Genomic DNA, 16,317 nt, shown 5'->3' with positions numbered 1-16,317 from the left:
AAAGAAAAAGTTCTACTTTTGTAAAAGAAAGTAGGACTTTTTTTGTTTTGGTTGAACTTTTATAATATCGGAAAAAAGTATTTCGGAAAATGAGGGAAATAATAATCATGATAACAGCGATTTTTCCTGCTGCCGGTCAAGGCAAACGCATGGGGATGAAAGTAAATAAAATTTTTTTGTCTTTAGGGGGAAAAACAGTTTTATATCATACGCTATATACTTTTTCAAAGTGTGAAATGATTGATGAGTTGGTTGTAGTTGCTTCGCCAGAAGAGGTAACAGTTGTACGTGAATTATTAAAGACAATGGATGGCTTGAAACCTTGGCAGGTAGTTGCAGGCGGCTTAGAAAGACAATACTCAATTGAGAATGCGCTTGAAGTCGTTTCCCCGGGAACTAAAATTATTTTAGTGCATGATGCGGCTAGGCCTATAATTTCAACTAAAATTATAGAAAAGGTCATAGAGGAAACCCGTCATCATGGTGCGACGATTACTGCGGTCCGAGCTAAGGACACGATTAAAGTGGTTGATGAAAAGGGAATTGTTATTGATACTCCCCAGCGTAATGGACTGTGGGCGGTTCAGACACCGCAAGGGTTTCAAGCAGATGTTTTGAAGGATGCTTATCAAAAAGCAAAAGAAGATGATTTTCTTGGAACTGATGATGCTAGCTTAGTAGAACGAATGGGCAGAAAAGTCAAAGTCGTGGAAGGCGATTATACAAATATAAAAATAACGACACCGGAAGATTTAATTATGGCGGAATCGTTTATCAAACGGAGGAGTAATCAATGATTAGATTTGGAATGGGCTATGATGTACATAAATTAGTCGAAGGACGTAAATTGATTTTAGGAGGCGTAGAAATACCACATACATTAGGGTTATTAGGACATTCGGATGCAGATGTTTTATTACATGCAATTTCAGATGCGTTGCTTGGTGCCGCTGCACTCGGCGATATAGGACGTCATTTCCCCGATACAGATGAAAAATATAAAGGAATTTCTAGTTTGGTTTTACTAAAACATGTAAAAAATTTATTAATGAAAAAAGGGTATATGGTAAATAATATCGATGCAACAATTGTTGCACAAAAACCAAAATTAGCGGGATTTATTCTACAAATGAATAAAAATATTTCCGAAGTTTTGGAAATTGATTTAGATGGTGTGAATGTAAAAGCGACGACAACAGAAGGGCTAGGTTTTGCGGGTATGCAAGAAGGAATTGCTTCATACGCTGTTGTTGGAATTAAAAAAGTATAAAGTAGACTTGATTTAGGTGGAGTGTTCACTTCGCCTAAATCTTAGCCATCGGATAAATTTATTTGTATAATTTTTTTCTAATGGTATATATTAAAAGTAATGATTTGGCAGGGAGGACTTGCGATGCGTACTTTTATTTGTACTATATTAATTTATTTCATGATGGCTGCAAGTTGTGTACAAGCAAATGGATTAAATCTGGAGTTATCAATGGGCGAAGATTCTCATTTATCGGGGCGGCTTTGGTATGATAATCAATTGATTTGGTCAGTTTTTTTTGCTGGAAAAGATTATGCACGGCCAGCAGTGGCAAATCAAAGTGATGGTAAAACGGTTATCATTACTCCGGAAATTGAGTCAGGTTTTTTCGTTTTTAAATTGCATTAATGAAAAAAATAGCATAAAATAGCTAGGATAAGATTTTTCTTGTCTTAGCTATTTTGCATGTATAGATATTATTTGATAGAATATACATATTATTGTTTTGGAGGTTTTTACATATGTCAGAAGAAATACGTGTACGGTTTGCGCCAAGTCCAACCGGACCATTTCATATTGGTGGAGCAAGATCTGCATTGTTTAATTGGTTATTGGCAAAAAAATATCAAAATGGGAAATTAATTTTACGTATTGAAGATACAGATCGCGCAAGATCGACAAAAGAATCAGAAGAAAACATCAAAGAAGCACTAAAGTGGTTAGGTATTACTTGGGATGAGGGGATAGATGTAGGTGGTGAGTATGGTCCATATCGCCAAACAGAACGCCTTGATATTTATAAAGAATATACAGATAGATTAATTGCTGAAGGTAAAGCATATTATTGTTACTGCACGGATGAAGAGTTAGAAGCGGAACGTAAATCGTTGATGGAAAAAAATGAAATGCCGATTTACCAAGGGCGCTGTCGCCATTTAACGGAAGAGCAAAAAGCGAAATTTATTGCTGAAGGGCGTAAACCGACAATTCGTTTTAGAACACCGGAAAACGGGCAGATTGTGTTCGATGATTTAGTTCGTGGGAAAATGTGTTTTGAATCTAATGGTGTTGGTGATTTTGTTATCGTAAAATCAGATGGAATTCCAGTTTATAATTATGCTGTAGTTATTGATGATGCATCGATGAAAATTACACATGTTATTCGTGCCGAAGAGCATCTTTCCAATACGCCTCGTCAAGTTGTGCTTTATGAAGCTTTAGGATTAAAAGTTCCGACCTTTGGGCACATTTCTTTAATTCTAGGTAAAGATAAAACAAAAATGAGTAAGCGTCACGGTGCTACTTCGGTTGAACAATATCGTAAACTTGGATATTTGCCAGAAGCAATTGTAAATTTCTTAGCCTTACTTGGGTGGGCACCAAATAGTGAACAGGAAATTTTCTCAAGTGAAGAATTAATTCAAGAATTCTCTATGGATAGAGTTGCAAAAAATCCAGCTGTTTTTGATATTGATAAATTAAATTGGATTAATGCACACTACATGAAGGAAGCTGATCCACAGTTAATTACGGATTTAGCAGTTCCACATCTAGTTGAAGCTGGATATATTAAAGGTGAGTTAACTGATGAGGGAAAAGCGAAACTTAAAGAGTTCGTAGCAGTTGTACAAGATCATTTAAGTTATGCAGCACAAATTGTAGATTATGCAGGCATTTATTTTAATGATGATGTTGTTATCGAAGGTGAAGATGCAGAGGAAGCAAAAGCAATGCTACTCGATGAAGAAATTCCAGCAGTGATTGCATTATTTAAAGAAAAATTGAATGCTTTAGAAATAGTAGATGCTACAGGAGTAAAACCAATTTTAAAAGCGATTACAAAAGAGTTAAAAGTGGGCGGGAAAAAAGTATTCATGCCAATTCGTATTGCAATGACTGGTCAGATGCATGGTCCAGATTTAGTACAATTAATTGCAGTATTAGGTCGTGAAAGAGTTATTCAACGCATTGATAAAACAATGCAGAGTGTTAGAGGATAAGTAAGCATTATTTTACGATGTATATCATAGAATACAAGGTAAAAACAATGATGAGGAGAGTAAGTGAATCGAATCTTGACAGAGAGGCGTTGCAAAGCTGGAAGCAATGCTAAGGGGCGATCACCCAAATGCACCTCGGAGTTATTTGGCTGAAGATAGTAGGTCAAATCGGCAACAACCGTTATTGTGTAAGTGAGACATTTATTTTTATTTGTCTAAACAGAGTGGAACCGCGGACCACCGTCTCTGTATGAGATGGCGGTCTTTTTTTATTCATTTTTAAAGGAGGAATATGATGTTTGCTCGTATAAAAGAGGATATTGATGTAGTTTTTGATCGTGATCCTGCGGCAAAGAGTGTTTGGGAAGTGTTATTTTGCTACCAAGGCTTGCATGCGATTTGGTTGTATCGGATTGCACACTATTTATTTGTACGTGGTTGGGTCGTTTTGCCGAGAATGATTTCAAATTTTGCTCGCTTTTTAACGGGAATTGAAATTCATCCAGGAGCAACGATTGGCAAAGGTTTATTCATTGATCATGGTTCTGGTGTTGTCATTGGAGAAACAGCAGAAATTGGTAATAATGTAACGCTATATCAAGGCGTTACTTTGGGTGGTACTGGTAAAGAGAAAGGGAAGCGTCATCCGACGATTAAAAACAATGTTGTTGTAGCCTGTGGAGCTAAAGTATTGGGATCTTTCACCGTTGGAGAACATGCGAAAATTGGTGCAGGTTCTGTTGTTTTAAAACCTGTACCACCGTATGCGACAGTAGTAGGTATTCCAGGGAAAGTTGTATTAATGTATGGTAAAAAAATAGACGAAGATTCGAGATCTATTGATTTGGAACATAATAATTTACCAGATCCAGAAGAAGAAATGTGGTTGTGTATGCATCGTAACATTCAACAGCTGGAAGAACGTATTAAGCATTTGGAAAAGGAGTAGAAACAGTGAGTTTGAGAGTATATAATACATTGACGAAACGAAAAGAAGAATTTGTACCACAAGTAGCAGGTGAAGCAAGTATTTATGTATGTGGAGTTACACCGTATAATCATCCTCATATAGGAAATGCAAGACCTTTTGTTACATGGGATGTAATTAAACGTTACTTAAGAAAGTCAGGGTATAAAGTAAAACATATTCAAAATTTTACAGATGTTGATGATAAGATTATTCGGACGGCAAATCAAGAAGGGGTAAAATGGTCAGACATTTCCAATCGTTACATTGATGCATATTTTAAAGTGATGGATCAATTACATGTAGAGCGCGCCGATGTTTATCCAAAAGTATCTGAGCATATGGATGAGATTATTCATATGATTGAAGTTCTAGTGGAAAAAGGTTACGCTTATCCATTAGATGGTGATGTATATTATAGTGTTGAAAGATTTGAAGGTTATGGTAAGTTAAGTGGTAGAAAATTAGAAGATATGCAAGCTGGTGCACGTGTGGATATAGATGAACGTAAACAAAAACCAATGGATTTTGCTCTATGGAAAAGTGCGAAACCGGGTGAACCGGCTTGGGAAAGTCCTTGGGGAAAAGGCAGACCGGGTTGGCATATTGAATGCTCGGCAATGTCGCTTAAATATTTAGGGGAAACGTTTGACTTTCATGGTGGTGGCAGTGATTTGATTTTCCCTCATCATGAAAATGAAATTGCCCAATCACAGGCTTGTTGCTCTAATCATGATAGCTTCGTAAAATATTGGCTACATAATGGCTTTATTACAATTAATGAAGAAAAAATGAGCAAATCGCTAAATAATTTCTTTACTGTATTAGATATTTTGGAAAAATATCCGGCAGAAGTTTTACGTTTCTTTATTGTTGCTACACATTATCGTAGTCCGCTTGACTTTAGTGATGAACGCTTAAACGAAGCAGCGCGCAGCCTTGACCGTCTAAAAACGGCAATGGAAAACTGTATGGAATTAGAAAAACATGCAGAAGGAGAAACAAGTGAAATTAGCAAGTCTTTAGTTGATGCTGCGAAACAGGCAAAAGCAGATTTCTATGCGGCAATGGATGATGATTTTAATACTGCATTAGCACTAAGCAGTATGTTTGCCTTAGCAAAAGAAATTAATGTATATTATAATGCGATAACAACAGGGAAAATTACACACGCGAAAGAAGATTTTATCATTGCCCGTGATGTTTATTTTGATATGGCGGATATCTTGGGAATTTTAATTGATGTACGCGAGGGAAAACAAGAGGAGAATCAAGAAATGGTTGAAGATTTGATGAAGATTATTATTGAGTTACGTCAAGAAGCACGTCAAAATAAGGACTGGGCAACTGCAGATAAAATTCGCGATGGATTAAATGCAATTGGTGTGACCTTAGAAGATTCACCAACAGGCGTTAGGTGGAAAAAATAATGCAATTTGAACATTTTAAATATCTTGTGGATACGATGTTTCAAGAAGAAGAAACAGGCGGATTGAAACAGAAGTATTACGATATAAAAGTAGAAGCAATGAATCCATTGGTCTTAGCATATATTGGTGATGCATATTTCAACTTATATGTACGGGGAAAACTTTTGGCTTATGAACAGAACAAGGTGCAAGTACTGCATAGTTTTGGGGCGAAAATTGTTTCGGCAGCTTGGCAGGCAGTTGCTTATCAAGGAATTGCTGAAGAATTAACAGAAGAAGAGCAAACATTTTTTAAGCGAGGGCGTAACGCAAAAAGTCATGTGCCTAAAAGTGCGACAGTTGCTGAGTATCGTGCAAGTACCGGCTTTGAATCATTATTGGGAGCACTCTATTTAAGTGAGAGGTTTGACCGCTTAAATGACCTTGTAGAAAAATCTTTTCAAATTATTGCAAAAGCGATGATGCAAAAAACACGAAAAAAATGATTTCGAAGATCATAATGTTGGCTGGTAGAACCTTGGTTTTGCCAGCCAGCGTTCTCTTGTTGTTTTGATTTGTGTAAATTTAGGGGGATATTGATGAAAATTACGCAATTTACCGCAACTGGCTTACAGGAATTAGAAGCTTGTTTAGAGATGAATGAAATTAATCGAATTGGCGAAAGTGAATTAAGAAGTTTATTAAAGACGATTAACTTGTCGTTTATTTATGAGGATATCAATCGCTTGCAAAGTACGTTAATTTGTGAATGCAAAGACTCCTATGTGCAGCAGAGTCAACGATATGTGTCATTAACGGAAGAGGCTTATGACTTGCCGGAGTTGAGCAAAGAGGATGAAACTCAAGCGAAATCATTGTTAAAAGAAGCCTTTTCTCTATACGCCGAAATGTCAGAAAAAAAAGCGGGCGAGTTTAAAGGTCGTCCCAAAATTGAGCATTACTTACATGGGATCCCAATTGAAGATGCACGCTATATTTTGCCTTTAATGGCAAAAACAAATGTATGTACAGCAATGGCAGGAGACAAACTAATTGATTTATTTCGTTTATTTAATGATGTACAGTATGGTGCATTATTTGATGAAATCGCTGAAAGTTTGCAAGAGTTCGTTCCAAAGCGTTTATTTATGCTAATTTGTCAGCAAAATAATCGTGAGATACATTCAGAATTAGTGGAAAGTTTTTATGCAGAGATGTTTGCTAAATTATCACCGACGGATAATTTAGTTTTTTTCGATCAATGTGGGGAACTAGATAAAAAAGTAGGATTTGGTGCGTTGACGAGTACGATGAAAGACGCGCCGTCAGCTGTGATTGCACGCTGGGGTGAGGAAGCAGATACAAAGGCTCGCGGAGTAGTAGAGCGTGTTTTGGGATATGGACATGACAGCATTGCCGAACAGGCAAGAGTCCGTTTTGCGATGATGTGTAGTTTAGTGACGTATCATCAACAAGAACGCCATAGAATCACATCGAATTATCGGGAGGATTTTGTAAAAGTAATCTTAGATGAAAATCGTGAAGTGAAAATTCCACAGACGATTAATAATTCTAAATTTAAAGAGCGCTTTATTGAATTGACGAGAAAATTTAAAGATTTTCGTTTAGATATAGCTAAGCGTTATGGTATGGATAAAGCAATGTGCTTTTTATTAAATTGTGATCAAATAAAATTGATGATTTCCACAAATGCACGGGCGGATATTTCCATGCTTGCAGATCGAACTTGTATGAATGCGCAATGGGAAATTCGTGAATTGGCAATTAAAAAAGTGATCGCGCTTAGAACTTTATCACCTGTATTATATGAAAAAGCTTTACCTTCTTGTGTAAAAGGTATTTGTCGTGAAGGAAAAATGTCTTGTGGACAAGCAGGAAAAGTTCGGGAGTTATTTGCAAAACTTTAATAAAAGGAAGATGGCTATGGAAAACAATATGACAGATGAGATGATTGTTGGCAGAAACAGTGTGATGGAAGCTATAAAAAGTGGACGGGTAAATAAGATTTTGTTGGCAAAAGGTGATAGACAGGGTTCGATTCGTGAAGTTATTGGTGTGGCAAAAGAAAAAGGTATACTGATTCAAGATGTTGATATAAAGAAAATTAATGATTTGGCAAAAGGCTTGAGACATCAAGGCGTTTTGGCGTATGTTGCACCTGTTGAATATGTTGAGCTTGAAGATATTTTAGCAAAAGCGGAGGCTGCTGGTCAGCCACCTTTTATTGTTTTATTAGATGAATTAGAAGACCCACATAATTTAGGGGCGATTCTTCGGACTGCTGACGCAGCAGGAGTACATGGTGTGCTTATACCAAAACGTCGTAGTTGTCCACTTTCGGCTACAGTTGCAAAAACTTCGGCGGGTGCGGTAGAATATGTACCCGTTGCGAAAATTGGCAATGTCGCACAAACGATTAAGGAATTGCAAAGACTTGGCATGTGGGTTGTCGGGGCAGATATGGACGGCGATAAAGATTATTATGAAGCGGATTTAACAGGTCCGTTAGTATTGGTCATTGGTAGCGAAGGTAAAGGAATTGGCAGATTAACCAAAGAAGTGTGTGATTTTCTCGTAAGGATTCCGATGCAGGGGAAAATAAACTCACTTAATGCATCGGTAGCAGGATCAATTTTAATGTATGAATCTATGAAACAACGTCAAATTAAATGAGAATAGGATTAAGCCAATATAAAAGAAAGAGGTACTGTAAGAGTATCTCTTTCTTTTATATTAAGGGTAGTTTATAATGAATAGAGATTGTAGATTCATAGGAGATACAAGATGAAAAAGCATAAAAAAGAGCACTACATCATTGATGGATATAATGTAATAAATTCATGGCCAGAGCTTGTTGCACTACGTGATAATTTATCCTATGCTAGAGATCGTCTAATTGATATTATGGCTGAATATGGAGCGTTTGAACATTATGATATAACGATAGTTTTTGATGCATTATTTGTTGGTGGAAATGAATCACATTATGAAATAAATGAAAATTTAGTGGTTGTATACACTGAGGAAGGAGAGACCGCAGATAGCTATATTGAAAAATTTGCTTATCAATTGGTACGCGAGGGCAAAGAAGTGTATGTAGTTACCTCGGACGGAATTGAACAAAGTGTGATATTAGGAGCAGGAGCATATCGTATTCCATCAAAAGAAATGTTAAGGAATGTAAAAAAGACAAAGAAGAAAATAGCAGAGGAATATACTTTGCCTAAACATAAAATTCAGAGACGTGAATTAGGCGGTCGAATAAATGATGATATTGCAAAAAAATTAGATATTTTGCGGAAAAAGCAATAGAAAGTATGGAAATATGAGGAGTATTTCTTAAAATGCTTGACTAGTATGGGGTGCTAGGGTATAATTTGCAGTAAAGTAAACATGTCTGTTGCTTTTTTGGAGGCGCTTAATTGCGTTTTTTTTTCTGTTTTATTGGTCTGCAAGTTAAACGAAAGTGTTTATTTTGAATTCATTTAGAAGTTTTAGGTGTTACTCTTCATGAAAGAGTTTGGTTTATATTAAATATAGTGTTTGGGAAATGCCGTTAGGAGGTGGTGCGATGCGTACAAATACTCAAAGTGAAGATTTGTATAGTGTCTTTGAGAACATGACAGATGAAGAGATTGTTGCTGAAGCCAAAGAAAATAATAATACTATCGCACTAAATTATCTAATTAATAAGTATCGTAATTTCGTTAGAGCGAAGGCTCGTTCTTACTTTTTGATTGGTGCTGACCGTGAGGATATTATTCAAGAAGGTATGATTGGTTTATACAAAGCAATTCGTGATTTTCGTAACGATAAGTTATCTTCTTTTCGGGCTTTTGCTGAGCTTTGTGTTACCAGACAGATTATTACAGCAATAAAAACAGCTACAAGACAGAAACATATTCCGTTAAATTCTTATGTTTCTTTAAATAAACCTATATATGATGAAGATTCAGATCGCACATTACTTGATGTACTATCTGGTTCGAAAATTTCAGATCCAGAGGAATTAGTAATTAGCAGAGAAGAATTTATAGATATTGAGTCCAAAATGGGACAAATCCTAAGTGATCTTGAATGGAAAGTTTTAATGGCATATCTTGATGGAAAATCTTATCAGGAAATTGCAGTAGAGCTTGATCGTCATGTAAAATCTATAGATAATGCTTTGCAACGTGTAAAACGTAAATTAGAACGCTATTTAGAAAATCGTAGTGATGATACAGATGTAAATACTGTATACAATGGACTTACGACGATAAATAAGCAACTACATGGATTATGTGGTGGACTGGGACACGATTGATAAAAAGCATAGAAAGTTAATGCGAATATAAAAAGTGGACAAGGTTAAAATTGATTAGAAATACTCATTTATAAAAGAAAAATTGAGATTGTGTCATATAAAAAAGGCATCTATTAAATGATTAGATGCCTTTTTTATGGTATGTTTTGTATTGTATGAAGGATGAAATAGTAATTTTGACGAATACATAAATGATAAAACTTTTATCCGGAATTATTTACCAAGATATTCATAATATAAAGTTTTAAAGAATATTCTTTTAACGTTGTCTATCTGTAAGTGAATTTTTAGCTGATAGCAAGGATAAAAATTTTGGGAGGAAATGGAATGACAAACAAGAAAAGATTGGCGATTATTTGCGGCGGTGGTCCAGCACCAGGAATGAATAGTGTAATTAGTGCAGTTACGATGGAAGCGCATAAACAAGGCATTGAAGTATTGGGAATGTATGATGGTTTTTCACATCTAGCACAAGGAAAGAAAAACTATGTAGTTTTGAATTATGATATGGTAAGTCGCATTCATTTAAATGGTGGCTGTATTCTACATATGTCTAGATACAACCCAACAAAGAATGAAGATGATTTAGCTAGAGTGGTAGATACTTTGCTTGAACTTGGTGTAACGTATATGGTCACAATAGGTGGGGATGATACTGCTTTCAGTGCTTCAAAGGTTTCAGAATATGCACGAAAATGTGGAAAAGTAATCAATTCCGTTCATGTACCTAAAACAATAGACAATGATTTACCTTTGCCAGAAGGGATTAGTACGTTTGGTTTTGAAACAGCTAGAGCATTAGGCACTACAGAGTTAGAAAATTTGATGGAAGATGCACGTACGACAAATAATCGTTGGTATTTTGCAATTGCTATGGGGCGTACAGCTGGACATTTAGCGCTCGGCATGGGAAAAAGTGCTGGAGCGATTATTACAATCATTCCTGAAGAGTTTAAAACAAAGGAAGTTAGGCTGCAACATGTAGTTGATTTACTTGTTGGTTCGATTGTAAAAAGGAATGCAACTGGTCGTAACTATGGTGTAGCGGTTATCGCAGAAGGTGTTATCGACAGGATTGCCCCAGAAGATTTTAGTGTGCTAGGCGCAGCTTGTTTTGATGATCATGGTCATCTTCGCTATTCGGAACTTGATTTTGGTGATGTATTAAAAAAATTAGTGATAATAGAATTGAAAAAGATTGGTTTGAACGTAACGATTATAGATAAGGAAATTGGTTATGAGCTTCGTTGCGCTGCACCGATTTCTTTTGATATTGATTATACGCGATCGCTTGGCTATGCAGCAGTAAGTTTCCTTATGGACGGTGGAACGGATGCAGTTGTAAGTATTCAAAATAATAAAATTGTTCCTTTGAAATATGAAGAAATTCGCGATGAAAATACAGGAAAAACAAAAGTAAGATATGTGGATATTCATTCATTAAATTATTTTATTGCTACAGAATATATGATTCGTTTAGTAAAAGATGATTTTATAAATGAGGATAAATTGAAAATTTTAGCAAAAGAATTTAACTTAACACCTGAACGCTTTAAAGAAAAATACGAATATCTTGTAAAATAGAGAATGGAAAGATGAAGAAAATTGATTTTTCTTCATCTTTTATCTGATAGCTAAGCTGCGCTAAGACTTTTAACCTTTATAAGGAGGAGTTAGTTATACCCACAGGCATAGGCGAGCGGCTAAGTTTCTGGATACGATCAACTAAGGTTCAGATAGAGTGAAAACTTTACCTGGATCAAGTATTACCTTAACATTTTTAGTAAAATGTTAAGAATGTGTATAATTTTTTAAAAAATAAATAAAATATTTTCAAAAAGGTATTTACAAATCAAAAAACATGTGATAATATTATATATCGTCACCGGTTGATAAAACACATCGCGGGGTGGAGCAGTTGGTAGCTCGTCGGGCTCATAACCCGAAGGTCGCAAGTTCGAGTCTTGTCCCCGCAACCAAAAAAAAGTGTTGACAAAGCAAAAGAAACGGTGTACAATAAATGAGGTTGTTAACGCTGGTGTAGCTCAATTGGTAGAGCAGCTGACTTGTAATCAGCAGGTTGGGGGTTCAAGTCCTCTTGCCAGCTCCATAATAAGGATGGGTTCCCGAGTGGCTAAAGGGAGCAGACTGTAAATCTGCCGGCTCTGCCTTCGTTGGTTCGAATCCAACCCCATCCACCATTAATTTAATATCGCGGGGTGGAGCAGTTGGTAGCTCGTCGGGCTCATAACCCGAAGGTCGCAAGTTCGAGTCTTGCCCCCGCAACCAAAACAAAAGTTAGTGATCGCTGATGTAGCTCAGTCGGTAGAGCGTATCCTTGGTAAGGATAAGGTCACCGGTTCAATCCCGGTCATTAGCTCCATAAATACGGCGGCGTAGCTCAGTTGGCTAGAGCATGCGGTTCATACCCGCAGTGTCCGGAGTTCGAATCTCTGCGCCGCCACCAACAAAAAAACAAACCCCTATTGGGGTTTTTATTTATGTCAAGGTATCTGTTTATCATAAACTTATGTATATAGGTTTTATTAATGTATATAATAAGTAAAATATCTACATAAGTATCTGTTTATTTCAACTTATTACTGTGAAGGTTTTTAAAATAAGTTTTTGCTGGAATAATCTTGATAGAAAAAGGTGTGGATAAGCTGTTGACAGCTTGGATTAATTATGATAAATTATATTAGTGACATTTTGAAATGTAGTATATTTTCAGGCAAGAGGGGTGCATAGGATGCGTAATGCAGTTACATTGGCCTGCGTTGAATGTAAACAACGTAATTATCAGACCAATAAAAACAAAAAAAATGACCCGGATAGATTAGAATTCAACAAATACTGCAAGTTTTGCAAAAAACACACTTTACACAAAGAAACAAAATAAAATTTTGCTTAAATTTGTTTTGATATAGGGGTATAGCTCAATTGGTAGAGTAGTGGTCTCCAAAACCATTGGTTGTGGGTTCAAGTCCTACTGCCCCTGCCAATTTACTTTGTGGTGTATCTAGCAGTATGTTACGGGGATGTGAAATGATGGCTGCTCAAGAAACAGCTGTTCAAGCTAACGGTTCACGTGTTAAGAAATTTTTCCGTGAAGTAAAGGCGGAGATGCGTAAAGTATCATGGCCTAATAAAAAGGAACTTATAGCGTATACAGGTGTGGTTTTTATTTCTGTAGTGTTTATAGCTGCGCTTATCGGTTTAATTGACGGTGTATTTGCGCGTTTGCTAGAACTTTTTTTACGTTAATTCGGCTAAGGGGGTGGGGGACGTAGTTGTCGTCCCTTAAGTGATGGAATCCGAAAAAAAATGGTATGTAATCCATACATATTCAGGCTATGAAAATAAAGTAAAAGCTAATCTAGAACGTAAAGTTCATTCTATGGGAATGGAAGATGAGATTTTTCGCATTGTAGTTCCTATGGAAGATGAAGTTGAATACAAAGGTGACCAAAAAAAAGTCACGAAGAAAAAAGTTTTTCCTGGATATGCATTGGTTGAAATGATTGTAAGTGATAAATCTTGGTATATTGTTCGTAATACACCGGGTGTTACTGGGTTTGTTGGTTCTGGAACGAAGCCTATACCTTTGACAGATGCTGAAGTGAAACGAATTCTTAAATCCATGGGGATTGAAGAGTTGAAGCCGAAGTTTGATATTGAAGTATCACAAGCGGTGAAAATTACTTCTGGTGCTTTTGAGAATTTTGAAGCTACAGTGACAGAAATTAATCCTGAACGTAGCAAGATAAAAGTTCTTGTTAGTATGTTTGGACGTGAAACTCCAGTTGAACTGGATTTTACTCAAGTAGAAAAGATTTAATGGTTTATATTAAGGAGGTGTAATACAAATGCCGAAAAAAGTTGTTAAACTTGTAAAATTGCAAGTTCCTGCTGGTAAAGCTACTCCAGCTCCTCCAGTTGGTCCTGCACTAGGTCAAGCTGGTGTTAATATCATGGCTTTCGTAAAAGACTTTAACGAAAGAACTGCACAACAAGCTGGTCTTATTATTCCAGTTGAGATTACAGTTTTTGAAGATAGATCCTTTACATTTATCACGAAGACTCCTCCAGCTGCTGTTCTTCTTAAAAAAGCTGCTGGTATTGAAACTGCTTCTGGTGAACCTAACAAGAAGAAAGTTGCTAAATTACCACGTGCTAAAGCTATGGAAATTGCTGAAAGTAAAATGAAAGATTTAAATGCTGCTAACCTTGAAGCTGCTACTCGCATGATTGAAGGTACTGCTCGCAGCATGGGTATTGAAATCGTAGATTAATTCTGCATTTGATATCTGTGGGAGGAATAACCGCTATTACCACGAAAGGGGAAAGAAAGATGCCAAAATTCGGTAAGAAATATCAAGAAGTTGCAAAACTTATTGAAGATAAATTATATGATCCGCAAGAAGCGATTGAACTTGTGAAAAAAACGGCTACAGCTAAATTTGACGAAAGTGTTGAACTTGCTGTAAAATTAGGTGTAGATCCTAAACATGCTGATCAACAAGTTCGTGGTGCTGTTGTATTACCACATGGTACTGGTAAAAGTAAACGTGTGTTAGTATTTGCTAAGGGCGACAAAGTGAAAGAAGCAGAAGCAGCTGGTGCTGATTTTGTTGGTTCTGATGAACTTGTTGCAAAAATTCAAGGAGGCTGGGCAGACTTTGATGTTGCTGTAGCTACTCCTGATATGATGGGTACGGTTGGACGTTTAGGTAAAATCCTTGGTCCAAGAGGTTTAATGCCAAATCCTAAAGTTGGTACTGTAACTTTAGACCTTACTCGTGCTATTAATGAAATTAAAGCAGGTAAAATCGAATACCGTACAGATAAAGCTGGGAATATCCATGCCCCTATCGGTAAAGTGTCATTCGATGCTGAGAAGTTATTAGAAAACTTCCAGACCTTAATTGATACATTAAATAAAGTGAAACCTGCTGCTGCTAAAGGTCAATATATGCGTTCAATTTCTGTAAGCGCAACTATGGGCCCTGGCATTAAGGTTAATCCACTTAAAGTTTCCGCCAAAGGCTAATTTTAGTCTTACAACTTAATAATTTTTAAGGCTGTAGATAGCAGGTGCGTATGCATAATGGAGTAGTCCTCCTGCCGAGGTCGGAGATTTAAGTGTGGCTTACATTGCCATTTACGACCTCCGGTATTTACTGCCGGAGGTCTTTTCGCGTTATTTAATGAGAGGAGGTGTAGTTCATGGCTGTAACTTCAGCAAAACAAGCAGTTGTTGCTAGTTTAAAAGAAAAAATTGGCAGTGCCCAAGGTGCTGTATTAACTACTTATAGTGGTTTAAGTGTTGCTCAAGATACTGAACTTCGTGCTAGACTACGTGAAGCGGGTGTTGAGTATCGTGTTGTAAAAAATACGATGCTTCGCATTGCGACTAATGAGTTAGGTATTGAAGGTTTAGAACAATATCTTGAAGGTACTACTGCAATCGCAATTTCTGCGACTGATCCAGTAGCTCCGGCAAAACTTATTTCTGAGTTTATTAAAGAAAACAAATTAAAAGCTCTAGAAGTAAAAGCTGGTCTTGTAGAAGGCAAAGTAATTGACGCCGATGGCGTTAAAGCTCTTGCTGCATTACCTGCACGCGAAGTGCTTATTGCACAAGTTCTTGCTGGTATGCAATCCCCAATTGCCGGTCTTGTCAATGTATTGCAAGGTTCTATCCGCAATGTGGTTTATGCGCTTGATGCAATTCGTCAACAAAAAGAATCTGCGTGATGCGTGAATTAATAAAACAATAAATTAATAAAAATGAATTTTTGGAGGTATTTTATAATGAATAAAGAACAAATTATGGAAGCTATTGAGAACATGACAGTTCTTGAATTATCTGAATTAGTGAAAGCTTTAGAGGAAAAATTTGGTGTATCCGCTGCTGCTCCTGTAGCTATGGCTGCTGCTCCTGTAGCTGGCGCTGCTGCTGCTGAAGAAAAAAGCGAATTTGACGTTATCTTAGCATCTGCTGGTGCTAGCAAAATTAATGTTATCAAAGCTGTTCGCGAAGCAACTGGCTTAGGTCTTAAAGAAGCTAAAGAATTAGTTGATGGTGCTCCTAAAGCTGTAAAAGAAAAAGTAAGTAAAGCTGATGCTGATGCTCTTAAAGCAAAACTTGAAGAAGCTGGCGCAACTGTAGAAGTTAAATAATTTTAACTGATATGAAAAATTAAAGAGTACCCAAAAGGTACTCTTTAATTTTGCTATAAATTCATAAATAAAAGATTGACAAATGAAGATGTTTGTGATAATATTTTTTAATGCAGAACGTATAATAAAAATACATATTTCTACGATTGTGTAGGTTTCTGCAATAAAAATATTCAATT

At 36.5% G+C, this 16,317-nt stretch carries 19 protein-coding genes, 7 tRNA genes and 2 other annotated features; all 26 genes read left to right on the top strand.

Annotated features, from left to right (window positions below; all coding sequences use genetic code 11):
• Positions 1-107 precede the first annotated feature (107 nt).
• The 26 genes from ispD to rplL all read left to right on the top strand — a co-directional run bounded on the left by ispD (position 108) and on the right by rplL (position 16,138).
• Positions 108-797: a 2-C-methyl-D-erythritol 4-phosphate cytidylyltransferase gene (gene ispD / locus P3F81_RS09480; RefSeq protein ID WP_147670271.1), complete on the top strand. Its 690-nt coding sequence runs from the start codon at positions 108-110 to the stop codon at positions 795-797.
• Positions 794-1,270 carry a 2-C-methyl-D-erythritol 2,4-cyclodiphosphate synthase gene (gene ispF, locus P3F81_RS09475; protein ID WP_147670273.1) on the top strand — a complete coding sequence of 159 codons (477 nt, stop codon included), beginning with the start codon at positions 794-796 and terminating at the stop codon, positions 1,268-1,270. The genes ispD and ispF overlap by 4 nt, the downstream gene beginning before the upstream one ends.
• 123 nt (positions 1,271-1,393) lie before the next feature.
• The gene (locus P3F81_RS09470; RefSeq protein ID WP_147670275.1) at positions 1,394-1,657 is read left to right on the top strand and encodes a hypothetical protein; all 264 of its coding nucleotides are present in this window, start codon (positions 1,394-1,396) and stop codon (positions 1,655-1,657) included.
• A gap of 113 nt (positions 1,658-1,770) precedes the next feature.
• Positions 1,771-3,249 (top strand): glutamate--tRNA ligase, encoded by a 1,479-nt coding sequence (gene gltX, locus P3F81_RS09465; protein WP_147670278.1) that lies wholly within the window; start codon positions 1,771-1,773, stop codon positions 3,247-3,249.
• 38 nt (positions 3,250-3,287) lie between these two features.
• Positions 3,288-3,500: a binding site (T-box leader), on the top strand.
• A 44-nt stretch (positions 3,501-3,544) separates the two neighbouring features.
• Positions 3,545-4,198, top strand: a complete 654-nt coding sequence (gene cysE, locus P3F81_RS09460) for a serine O-acetyltransferase (RefSeq protein WP_147670280.1) — start codon at positions 3,545-3,547, stop codon at positions 4,196-4,198.
• 5 nt (positions 4,199-4,203) lie between these two features.
• Positions 4,204-5,646: a cysteine--tRNA ligase gene (gene cysS / locus P3F81_RS09455; protein WP_147670282.1), complete on the top strand. Its 1,443-nt coding sequence runs from the start codon at positions 4,204-4,206 to the stop codon at positions 5,644-5,646.
• Positions 5,646-6,131, top strand: a complete 486-nt coding sequence (locus tag P3F81_RS09450; protein ID WP_147670284.1) for a Mini-ribonuclease 3 — start codon at positions 5,646-5,648, stop codon at positions 6,129-6,131. The genes cysS and P3F81_RS09450 overlap by 1 nt, the downstream gene beginning before the upstream one ends.
• Before the next feature lie 93 nt (positions 6,132-6,224).
• A complete protein-coding gene (locus P3F81_RS09445) occupies positions 6,225-7,553 on the top strand; it encodes an FAD-dependent thymidylate synthase (RefSeq protein ID WP_147670286.1) in 1,329 nt (442 codons plus the stop codon).
• A gap of 16 nt (positions 7,554-7,569) precedes the next feature.
• Positions 7,570-8,319 carry a 23S rRNA (guanosine(2251)-2'-O)-methyltransferase RlmB gene (gene rlmB / locus P3F81_RS09440; RefSeq protein ID WP_309320345.1) on the top strand — a complete coding sequence of 250 codons (750 nt, stop codon included), beginning with the start codon at positions 7,570-7,572 and terminating at the stop codon, positions 8,317-8,319.
• A 111-nt stretch (positions 8,320-8,430) separates the two neighbouring features.
• Positions 8,431-8,958 (top strand): NYN domain-containing protein, encoded by a 528-nt coding sequence (locus P3F81_RS09435; RefSeq protein ID WP_147670288.1) that lies wholly within the window; start codon positions 8,431-8,433, stop codon positions 8,956-8,958.
• 259 nt (positions 8,959-9,217) lie between these two features.
• Complete coding sequence (gene sigH / locus P3F81_RS09430; protein ID WP_147670290.1) at positions 9,218-9,952, top strand: RNA polymerase sporulation sigma factor SigH; 735 nt, start codon at positions 9,218-9,220, stop codon at positions 9,950-9,952.
• Between the two features lie 327 nt (positions 9,953-10,279).
• On the top strand, positions 10,280-11,536 hold the full coding sequence (pfp, locus tag P3F81_RS09425) for a diphosphate--fructose-6-phosphate 1-phosphotransferase (protein WP_147670292.1): 1,257 nt from the start codon (positions 10,280-10,282) through the stop codon (positions 11,534-11,536).
• A 319-nt stretch (positions 11,537-11,855) separates the two neighbouring features.
• Positions 11,856-11,931, top strand: a tRNA-Met gene (locus tag P3F81_RS09420).
• 55 nt (positions 11,932-11,986) lie between these two features.
• Positions 11,987-12,062: transfer RNA gene (locus P3F81_RS09415), tRNA-Thr, on the top strand.
• A gap of 6 nt (positions 12,063-12,068) precedes the next feature.
• Positions 12,069-12,153: transfer RNA gene (locus P3F81_RS09410), tRNA-Tyr, on the top strand.
• Positions 12,154-12,165: 12 nt separating this feature from the next.
• A tRNA-Met gene (locus P3F81_RS09405) sits at positions 12,166-12,241 on the top strand.
• Positions 12,242-12,259: 18 nt separating this feature from the next.
• A tRNA-Thr gene (locus P3F81_RS09400) sits at positions 12,260-12,335 on the top strand.
• A 7-nt stretch (positions 12,336-12,342) separates the two neighbouring features.
• Positions 12,343-12,419 (top strand) — tRNA-Met (locus tag P3F81_RS09395).
• A 285-nt stretch (positions 12,420-12,704) separates the two neighbouring features.
• The gene (gene rpmG, locus P3F81_RS09390; RefSeq protein WP_110955668.1) at positions 12,705-12,854 is read left to right on the top strand and encodes a 50S ribosomal protein L33; all 150 of its coding nucleotides are present in this window, start codon (positions 12,705-12,707) and stop codon (positions 12,852-12,854) included.
• Positions 12,855-12,880: 26 nt separating this feature from the next.
• Positions 12,881-12,956 (top strand) — tRNA-Trp (locus P3F81_RS09385).
• Between the two features lie 47 nt (positions 12,957-13,003).
• Complete coding sequence (gene secE, locus P3F81_RS09380; protein ID WP_147670575.1) at positions 13,004-13,219, top strand: preprotein translocase subunit SecE; 216 nt, start codon at positions 13,004-13,006, stop codon at positions 13,217-13,219.
• A gap of 43 nt (positions 13,220-13,262) precedes the next feature.
• Entirely contained in the window at positions 13,263-13,793 is a 531-nt protein-coding gene (gene nusG / locus P3F81_RS09375; RefSeq protein ID WP_147670577.1) for a transcription termination/antitermination protein NusG, read from the top strand.
• 28 nt (positions 13,794-13,821) lie between these two features.
• Complete coding sequence (gene rplK, locus P3F81_RS09370) at positions 13,822-14,247, top strand: 50S ribosomal protein L11 (protein ID WP_147670294.1); 426 nt, start codon at positions 13,822-13,824, stop codon at positions 14,245-14,247.
• A gap of 59 nt (positions 14,248-14,306) precedes the next feature.
• Positions 14,307-15,005, top strand: a complete 699-nt coding sequence (rplA, locus tag P3F81_RS09365) for a 50S ribosomal protein L1 (RefSeq protein WP_147670296.1) — start codon at positions 14,307-14,309, stop codon at positions 15,003-15,005.
• A 13-nt stretch (positions 15,006-15,018) separates the two neighbouring features.
• Positions 15,019-15,162: a sequence feature (ribosomal protein L10 leader region), on the top strand.
• A gap of 19 nt (positions 15,163-15,181) precedes the next feature.
• Entirely contained in the window at positions 15,182-15,712 is a 531-nt protein-coding gene (gene rplJ, locus P3F81_RS09360; RefSeq protein ID WP_147670298.1) for a 50S ribosomal protein L10, read from the top strand.
• Positions 15,713-15,769: 57 nt separating this feature from the next.
• A complete protein-coding gene (gene rplL / locus P3F81_RS09355) occupies positions 15,770-16,138 on the top strand; it encodes a 50S ribosomal protein L7/L12 (RefSeq protein ID WP_147670300.1) in 369 nt (122 codons plus the stop codon).
• Positions 16,139-16,317 lie beyond the last annotated feature (179 nt).

Origin of the sequence: Selenobaculum gibii, from assembly GCF_030273445.1 — a bacterium.
GTDB classification, from domain to species: Bacteria; Bacillota; Negativicutes; order ICN-92133; family ICN-92133; genus Selenobaculum; species Selenobaculum gibii.
The sequence above is the reverse complement of the archived record's forward strand: the minus strand, read 5'-3'. Positions and strand labels throughout refer to the sequence as shown.